The 16,527-nt window shown below is 63.9% G+C and carries 15 protein-coding genes; 9 read left to right on the top strand and 6 right to left on the bottom strand.

Annotated elements, in window-relative coordinates; genetic code table 11:
* Positions 1-23: 23 nt before the first annotated feature.
* Positions 24-1,859 carry a M3 family oligoendopeptidase gene (locus B015_RS0119000; protein ID WP_026227476.1) on the bottom strand — a complete coding sequence of 612 codons (1,836 nt, stop codon included), beginning with the start codon at positions 1,857-1,859 and terminating at the stop codon, positions 24-26.
* Positions 1,860-2,100: 241 nt separating this feature from the next.
* Here B015_RS0119000 and B015_RS0118995 point away from each other — a divergent pair, with 241 nt between their 5' ends.
* Both B015_RS0118995 and B015_RS0118990 read left to right on the top strand, forming a co-directional pair.
* A complete protein-coding gene (locus B015_RS0118995) occupies positions 2,101-3,606 on the top strand; it encodes a sigma-54 dependent transcriptional regulator (RefSeq protein ID WP_018429321.1) in 1,506 nt (501 codons plus the stop codon).
* 356 nt (positions 3,607-3,962) lie between these two features.
* Positions 3,963-5,678 (top strand): DUF882 domain-containing protein, encoded by a 1,716-nt coding sequence (locus B015_RS0118990; RefSeq protein WP_018429320.1) that lies wholly within the window; start codon positions 3,963-3,965, stop codon positions 5,676-5,678.
* Between the two features lie 104 nt (positions 5,679-5,782).
* Here B015_RS0118990 and B015_RS0118985 read toward each other — a convergent pair whose 3' ends face one another.
* Positions 5,783-6,424 carry a 2-dehydro-3-deoxy-phosphogluconate aldolase gene (locus B015_RS0118985; protein WP_018429319.1) on the bottom strand — a complete coding sequence of 214 codons (642 nt, stop codon included), beginning with the start codon at positions 6,422-6,424 and terminating at the stop codon, positions 5,783-5,785.
* A gap of 93 nt (positions 6,425-6,517) precedes the next feature.
* Complete coding sequence (locus B015_RS31220) at positions 6,518-7,372, bottom strand: N-acetylmuramidase domain-containing protein (RefSeq protein WP_018429318.1); 855 nt, start codon at positions 7,370-7,372, stop codon at positions 6,518-6,520.
* Between the two features lie 183 nt (positions 7,373-7,555).
* Here B015_RS31220 and B015_RS0118970 point away from each other — a divergent pair, with 183 nt between their 5' ends.
* From B015_RS0118970 to B015_RS31215, 5 genes are all read left to right on the top strand, one after another.
* Positions 7,556-8,485, top strand: a complete 930-nt coding sequence (locus tag B015_RS0118970) for a rhodanese-related sulfurtransferase (protein WP_026227475.1) — start codon at positions 7,556-7,558, stop codon at positions 8,483-8,485.
* Between the two features lie 101 nt (positions 8,486-8,586).
* Positions 8,587-9,345 (top strand): tellurite resistance TerB family protein, encoded by a 759-nt coding sequence (locus B015_RS0118965; RefSeq protein ID WP_018429315.1) that lies wholly within the window; start codon positions 8,587-8,589, stop codon positions 9,343-9,345.
* A 297-nt stretch (positions 9,346-9,642) separates the two neighbouring features.
* Complete coding sequence (locus tag B015_RS0118960; protein ID WP_026227474.1) at positions 9,643-10,398, top strand: SDR family oxidoreductase; 756 nt, start codon at positions 9,643-9,645, stop codon at positions 10,396-10,398.
* 85 nt (positions 10,399-10,483) lie between these two features.
* Positions 10,484-11,305 carry a sterol desaturase family protein gene (locus B015_RS0118955; protein WP_018429313.1) on the top strand — a complete coding sequence of 274 codons (822 nt, stop codon included), beginning with the start codon at positions 10,484-10,486 and terminating at the stop codon, positions 11,303-11,305.
* Entirely contained in the window at positions 11,302-11,979 is a 678-nt protein-coding gene (locus B015_RS31215; protein WP_018429312.1) for an isoprenylcysteine carboxylmethyltransferase family protein, read from the top strand. Before B015_RS0118955 ends, B015_RS31215 begins: the two co-directional genes overlap by 4 nt.
* Positions 11,980-12,006: 27 nt before the next feature.
* On the opposite strand, the gene B015_RS0118945 is transcribed toward B015_RS31215, so the two are convergent.
* Positions 12,007-13,191: a pyridoxal phosphate-dependent aminotransferase gene (locus B015_RS0118945; RefSeq protein WP_018429311.1), complete on the bottom strand. Its 1,185-nt coding sequence runs from the start codon at positions 13,189-13,191 to the stop codon at positions 12,007-12,009.
* A gap of 83 nt (positions 13,192-13,274) precedes the next feature.
* Here B015_RS0118945 and B015_RS0118940 point away from each other — a divergent pair, with 83 nt between their 5' ends.
* Complete coding sequence (locus B015_RS0118940) at positions 13,275-13,958, top strand: GNAT family protein (protein WP_026227473.1); 684 nt, start codon at positions 13,275-13,277, stop codon at positions 13,956-13,958.
* A 114-nt stretch (positions 13,959-14,072) separates the two neighbouring features.
* Positions 14,073-14,279, top strand: coding sequence for a hypothetical protein (locus B015_RS0118935; protein WP_018429309.1), 207 nt, complete (start codon positions 14,073-14,075; stop codon positions 14,277-14,279).
* Positions 14,280-14,367: 88 nt separating this feature from the next.
* On the opposite strand, the gene B015_RS0118930 is transcribed toward B015_RS0118935, so the two are convergent.
* A complete protein-coding gene (locus tag B015_RS0118930) occupies positions 14,368-15,798 on the bottom strand; it encodes an ATP-binding protein (protein ID WP_018429308.1) in 1,431 nt (476 codons plus the stop codon).
* Positions 15,795-16,511: a response regulator transcription factor gene (locus B015_RS0118925; protein ID WP_026227472.1), complete on the bottom strand. Its 717-nt coding sequence runs from the start codon at positions 16,509-16,511 to the stop codon at positions 15,795-15,797. The genes B015_RS0118930 and B015_RS0118925 overlap by 4 nt, the downstream gene beginning before the upstream one ends.
* Positions 16,512-16,527: the final 16 nt, after the last annotated feature.

The following is a 16,527-nucleotide window of genomic DNA, read 5'->3' as shown; positions in this document are numbered from 1 at the left end:
ATTTCAGGAGGCGAAGCGCCGTCTCAGTCCAGCGCTTCCAGTTCATCGATGAGGCCGCTGATGACGGCAAGGCCCTTCTGCCAGAAGGCCGGGTCGGTGGCATCCAGCCCGAATGGCTTCAGCAGCTCGGAATGGTGCTTGGTGCCGCCGGCGCGCAGCATCTCGAAATACTTGTCCTGGAAGCCACGCTCGGCGTTTTGGTAGACCGCAAACAGCGAGTTCACCAGGCAGTCGCCGAAGGCGTAGGCATAGACGTAGAAGGGCGAGTGGATGAAGTGCGGGATGTAGGTCCAGAACACTTCGTAGCCTTCGCGCAGCTTGATCGCCGGCCCCAGGCTTTCGGCCTGCACCTCGAGCCAGAACTGGCCGAGCTGGTCTGATGTCAGCTCGCCGTTCTTGCGTTCCGAATGCACCTTGCGCTCGAATTCATAGAAGGCGATCTGGCGCACGACCGTGTTGATCATGTCCTCGACCTTCTGCGCCAGCATCGCCTTGCGCTCGCGCTTGTCGGTGGTGCGGTCGAGCAGCGAGCGGAAGGTCAGCATCTCGCCGAAGACGCTTGCCGTCTCAGCCAGCGTCAGCGGCGTCGAGGCCATGAGCGCGCCCTGGCCGGCAGCCAGCACCTGGTGCACGCCGTGGCCGAGCTCATGGGCTAGGGTCATGACGTCGCGCGGCTTACCCATGTAGTTGAGCAGCACGTAAGGGTGCGCCGACGGCACTGTCGGATGGGCAAAGGCGCCCGGCGCCTTGCCGGGACGTACGGGGGCGTCGATCCAGCGGCGGTCGAAGAAGTCGCGGGCGATGTTGGCCATCTCCGGCGAGAAGTTGCCATAGGCGGTCAGCACCGTGTCGCGAGCCTCGCTCCAGCCGATGGTCGCCTGTGGCGTCTCGGGCAGGGGGGCGTTGCGGTCCCAGTGGTTCATCGCGTCCATGCCGAGCCACTTGGCCTTCATCGCATAGTAGCGGTGCGACAGGCGCGGATAGGCCTCGCGCACCGAGGCGGCAAGGGCGTCGACCACCTCGCGTTCGACGCGGTTGGCGAGGTGGCGTGAATCGGCGATGTCCTCGAAGCCGCGCCAGCGGTCGGAGATTTCCTTGTCCTTGGCCAGCGTGTTGGTGATCAGCGTGAAGACGCGCAGGTTCTTGCGGAAGGTCGCAGCGAGCGCCTCGGAGGCCGCGCGGCGCACCTCGCCATCAGGATCCTGCAGCTTGTTCAGCGCCGGCTCCAGCGTCAGCTCCTCGCCGCCGACATCGAAGCGCAGCTCGGTCATCGTCTCGTCGAACAGCCGGTTCCACGAACCGCGGCCGGTGATCGACTTCTCGTGGAACAGTTGCTCGACGCGGTCCTCGAGCTGGTAGGGCTTGTCCTTCCTGAGATCGAGCACCCAGGGTCGGTAATGGCCAAAAGCCGGATCGGCATCGAGTGCCGAAAGGATCAGCGCGTCGTCGACCAGGTTCAGCTCGAGGGCGAAGAACAGAAGATGCGCGCTGGCATCGGTCATCTTCTCCTGGATATCGCCGTAGAGCTTGGCACGCTTGGGGTCGGAGGTGTCGCCGGCATAGACCAGCCCGGCGTAGGAGACGACCCGGCCGACCAGTTCTTCAAGCGCTTCGTAGGTCTGCATGGCTTCGCCGAGCTTGCCTGCAGCGCCGCGCCCGGCCTCGACAGCGAGCGTGCCCTTCCAGCGCGCCTCGAAGGCAACGGCATCGGCCGAAGCCTTTTCCAGATCGCGCGCCAGTTCAGGCGCATCCATGCCGGCATAGAGGTCGGCGAGGTCCCATTCGGGCAAGTCACCAAGCCCGGCCGCGGCCCCTGCGGCAGCGGTGGCCTGCATCTCCTGCCCGGAATTCCAACGCATCGCGCTTCCCTTTCACTTCCCAGCCGTCGACTCAAATCTAGTGCATGGCCCCGAAAATCGGAATCGATTTTCAGAAGGAACCATGCACCACCTTAAAGTCCCGGAGCATCCTTTGCGCGTCCAAAAAGGACGCTCTGCGCCGTAAGGGATTCGTTCACCGGCTTTTTTGAAACCTTATTTAGGACCCTGTGCCAGGATGATCCACATCCAAACGGTATCAACGGGCGTATTCCGGACATTCATGGCAGGTTCGATTCTCATAGTCGATGACGATCCCGTACAGCGACGCCTCGTCGACGCAGCGGTGACCAAGTTCGGTCATTCCGCAATCGCCGCCGATGGCGGGGAGGCGGCGCTGCAGGTGCTCGACGGTCCGCGTGGCGGCGACATCGGCGTCATCATCCTCGACCTGTCCATGCCCGGCCTCGACGGCATCGGCGTTCTCAAGGCAATGCGCGAGCGCGGCATCGACGTTCCTGTTATCGTCCAGACTGCGCAGGGCGGCATCGACACGGTGGTGTCGGCGATGCGCAACGGCGCCTTCGACTTCGTGGTCAAGCCGGCATCGCCGGACAAGTTGCAGGCAGCCATCACCAATGCGCTGAAAGTCGAAGCGGTCGAGGACACCGTGCGGCGCACGGTGCGCCGTGGCAGCGGACTCTTGACCTTCCGGGATCTCGTTACGCGCAGTCCAGCGATGGATCGCGTGATCCGGCTCGGTCAGAAAGCGGCGGCCTCGAACATCCCGATCCTGATCGAGGGGGAGTCAGGCGTCGGCAAGGAACTGGTGGCGCGCGCCATCCAGGGGTCCGGCGAGCGCCGTTCGAAGCCGTTCGTCACTGTCAATTGCGGGGCCATTCCCGACAATCTGGTCGAAAGCATCTTGTTCGGCCATGAAAAGGGCTCGTTCACCGGCGCGACCGAAAAACACACCGGCAAGTTCGTCGAGGCCAACAATGGCACGCTGTTTCTCGACGAGATCGGCGACCTGCCTCTCGACGTGCAGGTCAAGCTGCTCCGGGCCGTGCAGGAAGGCGAGGTCGATCCGGTGGGCGGCCGTTCGACGGTCAAGATAGACATCCGACTGATCTCGGCGACGCATCGCAACCTTCTGCAGCAGGTCAAGGACGGCAAGTTCCGCGAAGACCTGTTCTACCGCCTCAACGTCTATCCCATCTTCGTGCCGCCGTTGCGCGAGCGCCGCGACGACATTCCGCTGCTCGTCGGCCATTTCATCTCGCGTGTCGCACCTGCGAGTCCACGCGGCCGGGTGCCGGCGATCTCGGAGAATGCGCTGGCGCTGCTTCAGTCATATGACTGGCCGGGCAACATCCGACAGTTGGAAAATGCGGTGTTCCGCGCCTGCGTCCTGTCGGAAGGCGATGTGCTGACCGAAGACGAGTTTCCGCAGATCCGGGCACAGGTCGAAGGTGTTGTCGATCTCGGCGGTACGGACAGGGTTTTGCCGGCTGCACCAGCAAAAGCTGATGGCGCCGCGACTCAGGTTGCCCCGTCCGCTGTCGAGAAGGCGAGGCCGGGTACGCTTCGGGCGCTCGACGAGCGCGGCAATGTGCGGACGCTGGCCGATGTCGAGTTCGAGATGATCCGGCTCGCCATCGAGCACTATAACGGCCAGATGAGCGAGGTCGCGCGGCGACTGGGAATCGGTCGCTCGACGCTGTACCGTAAGCTTAAGGAATATGGAATCGATCCGGATACGGGTCGCGCCGAACGGCTTGCGTCCTGACGCGATTTTTCCGGTTTGTTCCGAATTAAAGCTTGCGTGTCGCTTGCGTGCCGCATTGCCTGCGGCGCGAAGCCCTTTTCTTTAGCGTTATTTTAGCTCTATAAACCAGCGGTTTACCAAGAAATGCGGCGATTCCATTTTGCTGGGATATCGCCACGGTGTTACCGCATTTCGCCTTCAATAAGCAGTGATTAACCATTAGGATCGATATTCGGACGCGAATCCAACAGCGTGTCCGGGCTTCAAATCCGGGGACAGATGGCAGCCTAACAGGGCCTTTTGATTTGAATAGGATCGAGAACACCGAAGGGCGTCACTCGAAATCGAATGCATGGCAAAAGTGGCTTACAGCCGCGATGCTGAGTTTTGGTTTCCTGACAGCTTCCCAGGCCACGGCCTCCGCCGAGACGCGGACACTCAAGCTTTTTTACACCCACACGGGTGAAAAGGCTGAGATCACGTTCAAGCGTAATGGCAAGTACGATCCGGCCGGCCTCAAGAAGCTCAATCAGTTCCTGCGCGACTGGCGTCGCAACGAGCCGACCAGGATGGATCCGCGTCTGTTCGACGTGGTCTGGGAGGCTTATCGTTCGGTCGGCGCCACCGACTACATCTACATCGTTTCCGCCTATCGCTCGCCGGCAACCAACTCGATGCTGCGCAGCCGCTCGGCCGGCGTGGCTGAGAAGAGCCAGCACATGCTGGGCAAGGCCATGGACTTCTTCATTCCCGGCGTGCCGCTGAAGAAGCTGCGCGACGCCGGCCTGCGCGTGCAGGCAGGCGGCGTCGGCTACTACCCGCGTTCGGGCTCGCCCTTCGTCCATATGGACGTCGGCAATGTGCGCCACTGGCCGCGCATGAGCCGCCAGGAACTGGTCTCCGTCTTCCCGAACGGCAAGACGCTGCACGTGCCGTCCGACGGCAAGCCGCTGCCCGGCTTCGAGCAGGCGCTTGCTTCCTACCAGGCCCGCAAGTCGAGCGGCGACCTGGTGCTCGCCAGTGCAGCTCCTGCCAAGCGCAGCGGCGGCCTGTTTGCAGCGCTCTTCGGCGGTGGTGCCGACGAGGACGAGGACAACGGCGATACCGCGGCGGCTCCGGCCCCGAAGACCAGGGCTCCGGCCACGCAGGTGGCGTCCGCGCAGCCGGCCAAGCCGCTTCCGGGCATTGCCATCGTCGCGCCTGAAAACGCCCAGCGTGCCGAACTGCCGCAAATGGCTGACCAGGCACCGGCGCAGGACGCGCCTGAGACCATCATCGCCGCATTGCCGTCGCGCAGCGTGCCGCTACCGCTCAGCGCACCGCGGCCGCAGGCCGAAGTGTCGACGGAAGTTGCCATGGCAGCGCCCGAGAACGTGCCGTTCGGCGCAGCCTCGGCACCGCTCGACGCTCAGGCAGGCCCGGTCGAACAGCAGATCGCAGCCAATGTGCCGCTGCCGAGCTGGCGTCCGAACTACACGCCGCCGGCCGAGCTCAAGCCCGCAGCCGAAGGCGGCGTATTGATGGCACTGGCAAGCGACGATGCTCCGGCCATGGCGGCCGATGCCAAGATGCCGCTGCCGTCCTCCCGTCCGCAGGGCATGTCGGTCGAGGCAGCACTTGCCGCCGCCAACGACATCCCGACCGAGGACGACACCGCACAGGGCGAATATTCGGTCGCGGCCCTGTCCGAGGCCCAGCCTGAGCCGCGTTCGGTGTTCAACGAGCCGGCGCCTGCTGCTGCTCCGGCTGCCGTGATGACGTCCGCGCCCGCCGCTGACGCGGTTGGCACCTCGGCCAAGACGACGCGCAAGGCATCGCGCCCTGTCGCCCAGGAAGCCAAGCCCGAACCGAAGCCGGTCGTGGTTGCCGCCGCCCCCGATGCCGCCCGCTGGGCGCTGCGCAGCGGCGAGCAGGTGGTGACGGTGACGACCAACACAAAGGCTCCGGGCTTTGCCTACAATCTGGTCCGCACTGCGCCGAAGGAAGTCTATACGGCTGGCTTCCAGCAGGGCAACGACCAGGCGAGCGCCGCCCATCGCTTCACCGGCAACGCCGTGAAGTTCCTCTCGGTGGCCCGCTTCCCGACCAACTGATCCGACGTTCCGGACACGCATGAAAAAGCCGCGCTGGATGCAGCGCGGCTTTTTCGTCTGGAACGTCCCGGTCTCCATTCCCAACGGGAGGAGAGGGGCTGGCCTCAGTTCTTGCGCAGCGTGTTCGCCTCGGCGGCAAGCGCCTCGATGCCGGCCCAATCACCTGCCTTGACCATGTCATCGGGGGCAACCCAGGAGCCGCCGACGCAGACGACGTTGGGCAGGCTGAGATAATCCCTGGCGTTCTTGGCCGAGATGCCGCCGGTGGGGCAGAACTTCACGTCCGATATCGGCGAGGACAGCGCCTTCAAGAAAGGCGCGCCGCCGGCCTGCTCTGCCGGGAAGAATTTCAGGAAATCGAGGCCGGCCTCAAGTGCACCCATGATCTCGCCGGGAGTGATGGTGCCTGGCAGCAGCGGCACGTCGCTCGGCGCTGCGGCCGCGATCAGCTCGCGGGTCAGGCCTGGGCTGACAATGAATTTCGAACCCGCCGCAACAGCCTCGTCGAACTGGCGGGCGTTGAGGATGGTGCCGGCGCCGACGATGCAGTCCTCGACTTCGGCGGCGACGCGGCGGATGCATTCCAGCGCCCCGGGGGTACGCAGCGTGATCTCGATGGCCCTCAGGCCGCCGCGGGCCAGGGCACGCGCCAGTGGAACGGCGTCGTCCACACGGTCGATCTTCAGCACCGGGATGACCGGCTGGCCATCCAGCAGCGAAAGCAGTTTCTGGGTCTTGCTGGTCATGGCAGTCTACCTCTGTGGATTTTTCAACCGATTTAACAGACGTGTTCCGACGAGTCCACGAGCACCGTAAGCGACACGATGATGCGGGCCGTATCAGCCGAAGAGCCAGGTGCGCAGCTTCGACCAGAGACCTCCGCCTTCGCCGCCCAGCGCCTTGCGGATGGCAGCCTGTGTGCGCTCGCCAGCGATGCCGTCAGCCGTTAATCCATGGTCCGTCTGGAATCTCTTGACCGCTGCTCCGGTTCCCGGGCCGAAGATGCCGTCGGTGTCGACGGGGTAGCCGAGCATCACCAGCGCCTCCTGCAACTCGGTGACGAGCTCGCCGCGCGAACCGACATTCATGGTCTGGTCGCCGGGGGCGGGACCGTCGATCTGCCGCCGATACGCCTCGGCCAACTTCACATGGTAGTTGTTCTTGCGGAAGCCGGGGCCGTTGTAGCCGTGACCGACGGCCTCCCAGTCGTGACCGTTCAATGCGTCCGTCAGCCCGGCCTTGTCGAGGTAACGCGCCATCAGCCGGGCCTGGCCCGCCGCGCCCGAGCGCGCCTCGGTCACCAATGCGTCGACATCGGCAAAACCCAGCCATTGCCAGTGCGCGCCCATCACCTGGCCGAGACCCCAGGAGGTCGATTCATAGGCGGCACCGTGATCGATGGCAGCGGCCCGGCCGAGCAATTGCCAGCGCGCCGCCTGTCCGCGCGGATTGGCGATATCGCCTGCGTTGGGAGAGGCGAGGCCGGCGGCGCGGGCGTGATCCTGCTTGTCACCGGTAAGGCGCCGGTCGAAATAGTGGCCCTCGAAGCGGATCAGCGGCTCGTTGCGACCTTCGACCTTGGCAAAGACCTGGCCGGCGCTCTCGATCTCGGCAATGGCGAGCAGCGCTGCCGGCTCGAGCCCGAATTCCTTCGCCGCCTTTTCGATTTCCGCCGCCGTATGCCTGCTGAACATGCGCCTTGCCTCCGTTGAGCCACTGCCATTCGGCCCGGTTTTGGCAGGCGTGGAAAAGCAGCGTGGCAATTTTTGCGGTCCGGCCATCCAGCGCGTGCGGAGCCGAATCATCAAGCGATTGTAATCCTTTCACTTTCCGTCTTGCGTTGAAAAAAGTGAGGCAAGGCGCTAGTGCCTGCCGCCATGACCCTTTCCACGCCCGCCCCCCTTTTTCGCGTCGCCGCCCTCTACCGCTTCTGCCGGCTGGAGCGCTACGAGGCGCTGCGCCAGCCGCTTGCCGCCTTCTGCTGCGCGCGCGGCATCAAGGGCACGCTGCTGCTGGCGTCGGAAGGCATCAACGGCACGGTTGCCGGCACCGAAGGCGCGATCGGGGAACTGATCGCCTTTCTCAACGAGCAGCCGGAATTCGTCGGGCTCGACGTCAAGTATTCGAGTGCGGCCGAGATGCCGTTCCATCGCATGAAGGTGCGGCTCAAGACCGAGATCGTCACCATGGGCGTAGAGGGCATCGACCCGCTCGGCAGTGTCGGCGCCTATGTCGCCGCTGCCGACTGGAACGCGCTGATCTCCGACCCCGATACCATCGTGATCGACACGCGCAACGACTATGAGGTGTCGATTGGTACCTTTGCCGGTGCCGTCGACCCGCAGACCAAGAGTTTTCGCGAGTTTCCAGCCTGGGTGGAGGGGCATCGCGGCGAGCTCGAAGGCAAGAAGGTGGCGATGTTCTGTACCGGCGGTATCCGCTGCGAGAAGGCGACGGCCTATGTGAAGTCACTCGGCATCGACGACGTGTTCCATCTCAAAGGCGGCATCCTTCGCTATCTCGAGGATGTGCCTGCCGAAGACAGCCTGTGGGAAGGCGAGTGCTTCGTCTTCGACGAGCGCGTGTCGGTGTCCCATGGCCTGGCAGAAGGCGAGGCGGAACTGTGCCGTGCCTGCCGCCATCCGCTGAAGCCCGAGGAACTGCTGTCGCCGAAGTTCCAGGCCGGCGTGTCCTGCCCGCATTGTTTCGAGGCGCGCAGTGACGAGGACCGCGCCCGCTATGCCGAGCGCCACAAGCAAGTAGAACTTGCAGAGAAACGCGGTCAGGGCCGCCACATCGGCAGTTGACCTGGAGCATCGTGCCCCGACGCTCGCCAATTCGGCCGGCGTCATTGTAATGTCGCGATCGTCCGCCTACCTCAACGCGACAGTCACAACCGGAGGCACACATGTTCGACCCTAAGAAGCTGCTCGACGATCTTCTCGGCTCCAAGATTCCCGGCACCGACTCCACCGTGCGCGACAAGGCCGGGCAGGCGACCCAGCTTGCCAAGGACAATCCGCTGGCCGCAGGCGCGCTGGTCGCCGTGCTGCTCGGAACCGGTGCTGGCCGGCAGGTCACTGGTACGGCGCTGAAGGTTGGCGGCTTGGCTGCCATCGGTGGCCTCGCCTACAAGGCCTACCAGAACTACAAGGCCGGCAATGCTCCCGAGCAGACCGCTGCCGCACCAGAAGCCGAGCCGCAGCTTCTGCCGCCGCCATCCAACGATTCTTTCCATCCCTCACAGGCACCGCAGGGCGAGACCGAGTTCGCGCTGACGCTGATCCGCGCCATGATTGCCGCCGCCAAGGCTGACGGCCATATCGACGAAGACGAGCGCAAGAAGATCGGCGACAAGCTCAGCCTTTCGGGCATCGGCTCCGATGCCGAGCAGTTCCTGATGCAGGAACTCAATTCGCCGCTCGATCTCGACGCCATCGTTGCTGCCGCCCAGACCGAGGCGCAGAAGGTCGAGCTTTACACAGCCTCGCGTCTTGCCATCGACCCCGACACCCGTGCCGAGCGCGGCTATCTCGATCTGCTCGCCGGCCGCCTGCAGTTGCCGGACGCGCTGGTCGACCACATCGAGGCGACGGTTTCGAGCGTCAAGGTGCCCGCTGCACCGGCTGCACCCAGCGCCAACCCGAGCGTCAATCCGCGCTGGTAGGCGCTTCAGGGGGGCGCCGGAATGTCCTTAGAAGGCGATTTTTCGCGTTAAGGATTTGTTAACCGAGCAGGCGCATCCTTTTCTTACTCGGATCGGCTCTCCTCCTCCCAAGCACGGTTCGATGAAAAACTGGGCGGTCGCCAATGACCGCCCTTTTTCTGTGAGCGACAAACTGCTCCAGTTCCCATTCCCGGCATATCGTCTTTCTCGGCCAAACTGGTTTGCTTCCGGCGGCGCGCTAAATTACTGACATCGTGACGGTCGTCGGGCCGGATGCGGGCAGGGGAGAAGGCAGCCATGTCGAGCAACAGGGTCGCGGTGGTCACCGGCGCGGGCAAGGGCATCGGCAAGGCGGTGGCGACTGCATTGCTCCGCGATGGCTGGAACACCGTGTTCTGCGGCCGCAACCGGCGCGCGCTCGATGACGCGATAACGGATGCCGGCAAGACCGACGCACGCGCGCTTGCGGTGGTCTGCGACGTGACCAAGCCTGATCAGGTTGACGACATGTTCGAGACCATCACCGAAGCCTTCGGCCGCGTCGACCTGCTCTTCAACAATGCCGGCATGGGCTACAAGGCTTCGACCATCGACGAGATCCCGGTCGAGGCCTGGAACGAGGTGGTGGCGGTCAATCTCACCGGTTCGTTCCTTTGCTCGAGAGCTGCATTCGCAGCGATGCGGCGGCAGGAGCCTATGGGCGGACGCATCATCAACAACGGGTCGGTCTCGGCCCATGCCCCGCGCCCCGGCTCGGTGCCCTACACCGCGACCAAGCATGCGATCACCGGCCTGACCAAGACGTTGGCGCTCGACGGCCGTCCCTTCGACATCGCCTGCGGCCAGATCGACATCGGCAATGCGCTGACCGAAATGGCTGTGCCGATGACCGTCGGCGTCCAGCAGGCCGACGGCTCGATCGCGGCGGAAGCGGTGATGGACGTTGCCCGCGTCGCCGAGGCCGTGGTCTACATGGCCGGTCTGCCGCTCGACGCCAATGTGCTGTTCATGACGGTCATGGCGACGAAGATGCCGTATGTCGGGCGGGGGTGAACAACTTCAGAGAGTCTGTCGTTCGTCCTTAACCTCTAGGTAGCGGTTTTCATGCCTAATCCCCCGGTCGATCACGGAGGTTGGGATGAGCTGGCAGTTCTCAGATCTTATCGATCTGAAGGCGCTCCTTGTCATTGCGCTCATCTTCATACCGCTTGAGGCGTTGATCCCGCACCGTCACGAGCAGAAGACGTTGCGCAGCCATTGGCTGAACGACGCCTTCTACATGTTTTTCAACGGCATTTTGATCAAGGCCGGCCTGCTCGTCGTGGTCGGTGGAGCGCTCGTCCTGATCGGATATCTGATCCCGGACAGTGTCGGCCAACTGGTCCAGTCGCAGCCGGTATGGCTGCAGGCGATCGAGGTGATCGTCATCGCCGACATCGGCTTCTACCTGGCGCACCGCGCCTTTCACGCATTCCCCTTCCTGTGGCGGTTCCACGCGGTCCACCACAGCATCGAGGAGATGGACTGGCTGGCGGCGCATCGGGTGCACCCGGTCGACCAGGTGTTGACCAAGTCTGCGTCCTACCTGCCGATCTTCGCGCTTGGCTTCTCACCGGCGGCCATCGGCATCTATGTCCTGATCTATCAATGGCAGGCGCTGCTGATTCATTCCAATGTGCGGATCAATTTCGGCCCGCTCAGATGGATCGTGGCGTCGCCGCAGTTCCATCACTGGCACCATGCCAACGAGCGGCAGGCCTATGACAAGAACTTCTCAGGACAGTTGTCCTTCCTGGATGCCATCGGCGGCACGCTCTACATGCCTGACAGGATGCCGTCCAAATATGGAACCAACGACCCGGTTCCGACAGTCTATCACGAACAGCTCGCCTATCCGTTCGTTGCGAACAGGCCGCGGCCGAAGGGCCTCGCCTCAGCCGTTGGAGATAACCAGCAATGACCAGTCGTCTGGAAGACCTGCTTGGCAAGAGCCTGATGATCGCGATTTTTCTCTATCTGGCGATCAAGCAGGCGCACACCATCGTTCAGACTGTCCTGCTTCGCGACCAGATCGATCTCTGGCCATTCCTGCTCGCAAGCCGGATTTCAGGTTTGGCTTTTCTGACGCTGATCGTCTTTCTGACGGTCATACGTCGCGCGCCGAAGAATGTATCGGCAGGCATAGAGCCAAGGGTTACGGCCATCGCAGGCACCTTCTGCCTGATGTTCCTCGCCGTGGTGCCGACAGGCGATCCGGCGCCGGAAATCATGATCGCCGCCGCCTGCCTCGCTACGCTCGGCACGATTTTGTCGATCTGGTGTGCGATCCATCTTGGCCGCTCGTTCTCGATCATGGCCGCGGCACGCCATCTGGTGGTGCAGGGACCCTATTCAATCGTCCGGCATCCGCTCTACGCTGCCGAGGCAGTGGCATCGCTGGGAGCAGCCCTCGGCGGCTGGTCCGTCTGGTCGGCACTGCTCTTTGCGGCCTGGTGTGGACTGCAATATCGCCGCATTCTGAATGAAGAAGCGATCCTGCGCGCAACCTTCCCGGAGTATGACGACTATGCCCGCCAGGTTCCGCGGATCATTCCGGGACTGGCGGCCTATCGACCCGGAAAACTCACTGCCTAGCCAGGAGCAGCGGCGAGGCTGCTGCCGTTACCTCGCCAGAAACGCTTCGATCCGCTCCAGCGCGCGCAGGATGTTCTCCTCCGAATTGGCGTAGGAGAGCCTGATGTAGCCTTCGCCAAGGATGCCGAAGTCGGGGCCGCCGATCAGCGCCACGCCGGCTTCCTCGAGCAGCGCCGACGCCAGCTCCTTGGCCTGCCAGCCGGTCCTTTCGATGTTGGGGAAGGCATAGAAAGCACCCTTGGGCGTAATGCAGGAAATGCCGTCGATGGCGTTGAGCCCTGCGACGACGATCTTCCGCCTGGCGTCGAAGGCGCGCATCATCGCGCCGACGTCGTCCTGCGGTCCGTCTATGGCGGCGATTCCGGCATATTGGCTCGGCGCGTTGACGCAGGACCAGCAATTGACCGCAAGCTTGCGCACCTTGTCGTAGAGCCGGCCGCTTTCGGGCCCGTTTGGCCAGATCGACCAGCCCATGCGCCAGCCGGTCATCGCCCAGGTCTTGGACCAGCCATTGAGCACGATCAGCCGGTCGCGGATTTCGGGGAAGGCAAGCAGCGAGGTGTGGCGCTCGCCGTCATACGTCATGACGTCGTAGATCTCGTCCGACATGATCGCGACGTGAGGGTGGGCTTCCAGTCCCCTGGCCAGCTTTTCGATCTCCTGGCGCGGGGTTACGCCGCCGGTCGGATTGGCGGGTGAATTGAGGATCAGAAGCCGCGTCCTGGGTGTGATCAGCGACAGCGTTTCCTCGGCCGAGAAAGCAAAACCATTGGCCTCGCGCATCGGCACCGGCACCGGCGTTGCCCCGGTGAACTCGATCATCGACCGGTAGATGGGGAAGCCCGGATCGGGATAGAGGATTTCGGTGCCTGGTTCGCCGAACATCAGGATGGCGGCGAACATGGTCGGCTTGCCGCCGGGCATGATCATGACGCTTTCGGGCGACACCTCGACGCCAGTGGTGGCCAGCGTTCGCCGCACGACGGCTTCGCGCGTCACCAGCAGGCCGTTGGCAGGTGTGTAGCCATGGTGACCATCGCGCAGCGCCTTGATCGCCGCCTCGACGATGTGCTCGGGCGTGCGGAAGTCGGGCTGGCCAATGCCGAGATTGACGATGTCGCGGCCCTGATGGGCAAGGGCCGTCGCACGCGCGAGTACGGCGAAGGCGTTCTCTTCGCCGAGGCGGTCGAAGGCGGCAATCGTTTGGAGCATTGCGGGCATCCGTCTGGTTCTGTCGATGTCTTTGGATTCTTGCGAGAGTGAGGCCCGAGATGTCAAACACATTGGAGGAATTCTTGTCCGGGAACCTTGAGGATTGGAAGCCACGGCCGCGCCCCGAGCGCGTTGCCCTTGATGGCCGCTATGTCCGGCTGGAGCCGCTGGATGCGGCAAAGCACGGCGAACGGCTGTTCGAGATGGCGACGGCCGAGGACGCAGAGGGCCGCTTCCGCTGGCTGTTCGACACGAAACCCGGCACGCGGGCCGATTTCCAGCCCTGGCTCGACAAGTCGGCGGCAAGCGAAGACCCGCTGTTCTTCGTCGTCATCGACAAGGCGAGCGGCAAGATGGCCGGCCGCCAGACACTGATGCGCATCGATCCGGCTCATGGCGCCATCGAGATCGGCAACATCTACTGGAGCGACATCGTCGCGCGAAAACCCGCTGCGACCGAAGCGCAGTTCCTGTTCGCCCGTTACATCTTCGACCTCGGCTATCGACGCTACGAATGGAAGTGCAACAACCGCAACGAGCCTTCCAAGCGTGCCGCCGAGCGTTTCGGCTTCAAATTCGAAGGCATTTTCCGTCAGCATATGGTTGCCAAGGGCGAGAACCGCGACACCGCCTGGTATTCGATCATCGACACGGAGTGGCCGGCACTCAAGCAGGCCTATGAAGCTTGGCTCGATCCCGCCAACTTCGATGCGGCAGGCCAGCAGAAACGCCGGCTCGAAGATTATCGCGCCGATTTCGGAGCCTGAGCCCAGGCCCTGTGCGACAACAGGCCCGCCGTCTGCTGTTGGCGGGCCTGACATTGGGCGCTATGAAGCGGACCTCAGCGGATCGTCCGCAGCACCACAGCCGAGGCACAGCCGATGGACACCAAGACCCGCAATGCCGCCGTGGCAGCAGCCTGGATCATGATCGTCTTTGGCCTCGCCGCCTTCTTCATGCCCAAGGTCATGCTGGCGGTTGGCAACTATTCGACCATTGCCGCTGGCGCCATCGCGGTGCTGTTCGTCATCGCCTTCTTCGGCGTGTTCTGGCTGCGCGGGCGCAACCAGCGCAACAGCGGCAACTGAGACCGGCGCGTTTTCGCGCCACGCTTCGTCTTTTGGTCCAGCGCAAATTCCTCGCGGAAAGTTGCGTCAAACCTTTCCTGAAATGATCCTACTCGGCGGCGCGTGCCTGTGCACCGCTGGCCATGGGCATGGCCAGCTCCGCCCTCAATCCGCCGCCGGGCCTGTTGCGCAGCGTCACCTCGCCGCCGAAGCGACGGGCGATGTTGCGGGCGATCGTCAGGCCCAGGCCGAAGCCGCCGGTCTGGCGGTTGCGCGACCCTTCGATGCGGGTAAACGGCCGGAACATCGTTTCCAGCTGCGCCTCGGGGATACCGGGGCCGTCGTCGTCGATGGCGAGCAGCACCCGGCTTTCGTCATGCGATAGCGACAGCCGCGCCTTGCCGCCGTATTTGACGGCATTCTCGACCAGGTTGGTAATGCATCGGCGCAGCGCGATTGTCTCGCCCATGCAGATCAGGCCGCGTGCATGCTTGCGGGCCCCGTCGAAGGTGACGTTGGGGTTGGCGTCCGCGATGGAATCGACGAGCGACCAGAAGTCGATGCGCTCCGGGGCCTCGCCTCTTGCCTCATAAGTGGCGAAGTCGAGCACGGACGACGAGATCGCCTCGATGTCGGCCAGGTTCTGCATGAGGGCTGCGCGCAACGGGGATTTGCGCAACAGTTCCAGGCGCAGGCGGATGCGCGTCAGCGGGGTCCTGAGGTCGTGGGCAAGGGCCGCGGCAAGCAGCTCGCGGTCCTCGACATATTCGCGCAGCCGCGCCTGCATCGTGTTCACTGCGCGGGCGGCGGAGGTGTATTCGCTGCTGCCATGTTCAGGCAGCGGCGGGCTCTTGAGATCGTCGCCGATGCGGCGGACAGCACGTTCGAGGGCGCGGTAAGGCGCTGTCAGCCGGCGCAGGGCCCAGATCGATAGAAGCACGACAAGGCCTGCGACCGAGCCATAAAGCGGCAGGCTGTCGATGTTGAGGAGCGGGCTAAGCGGCGTCGCCTTCAAGGTGAAGTTCAGCCACTGGCCGTCCTTGAACTCGATCGACACGATGAATGTGTCGGTGGTGGTGAAGTCGGAGGAGAGGTCGACGAGCTCGCGCTCGACATTGCCCATGTCGGGTTCCGGCTGGAACGTATGCTGGCCGGCATCGGCCTTGGCCTTCTCGCGGCGCACCCGCGCTTCCTCGACGCCATATTTGGACAGGCGGCCGACGATGATGTCCTCGAGCTCGGCCATCTCGTCGTCGACGGGTATGGACGAGGTGATGGCGGAGGAATCGGTGGTCGTCAGCACGTGCGGCGGCACCGACAGGCCGGCGGCGATGCGCGTTCGGTCCTCCGGCTTTTCCGCATACATCAGCTTGGTCAGCGACAGGGCCCGGTCGTTGAGCCGCAACAGATCGAGCATGTTGTTGGAGGTTGTGCGCTCGCGCGAGACGATCGAGAGCGTCGAGACCTGGATGGCGAGCAAGCCGGCAATGACGATCAGCAGGACCCATGCAGGCAGGGACCTAGGCAGAAGCCACTTCATTCGGCCGAGACCTCGGGCACGAACTGGTAGCCGCCGCCACGCACGGTCAGGATCAGCTTCGGCGAGCGCGGGTCGTCCTCCATCTTCCGCCTGAGGCGGCTGACGAGGATGTCGACGCTGCGGTCGTAGCTGTAATCGCCGTTCTGGTTGGACAATTCAACAAGCTGTTCGCGGCTCAACACGCGCTGGGCGCTGCGAACCAGCGTGTGCAGCAGGTTGAACTCGGCGGTGGTCAGCTCGACGCGGACCTCGTCTGGCCGCAGCAGCCGGCGGCGCGATGCGTCGAGCGCCCAGCCGGCAAACTTGAACAGCTGCGGGACCGGGCGATGGGTCGTGCCCGCAGCGCTGGGCCGGCGCAGGACGGCGCGGGTGCGGGCCAGAAGCTCCCGGGGATCGAAGGGTTTCGGCACATAGTCGTCGGCGCCCATCTCCAGGCCGACGACACGGTCGATTGTCTCGGTGACGGCGGTCAGCATGATGATAGGGATCTTGGAATGCATGCGCAGGTCGCGACAGATGTCGAGGCCGCTCTTGCCCGGCAGCATGACGTCGAGAATGATCAGGTCGACGGGCGCGCGGCGCAACGCCGCCTGCATCTCGTCGTCGTCGCGGGCCGTCGACACGCGCATGCCGTGCTTGAGGAAGAACTCCTGCAGCAGGTCGCGGATCTCCTTGTCGTCGTCGACGATGAGAATGTGGGCGTCGGCTTTCAATTCATCTGTTTCCGCA

Origin of the sequence: Hoeflea sp. 108 (assembly GCF_000372965.1) — a bacterium.
Classification (GTDB): domain Bacteria; phylum Pseudomonadota; class Alphaproteobacteria; order Rhizobiales; family Rhizobiaceae; genus Aminobacter.
This window is presented reverse-complemented; position numbering and strand designations above follow the sequence as displayed.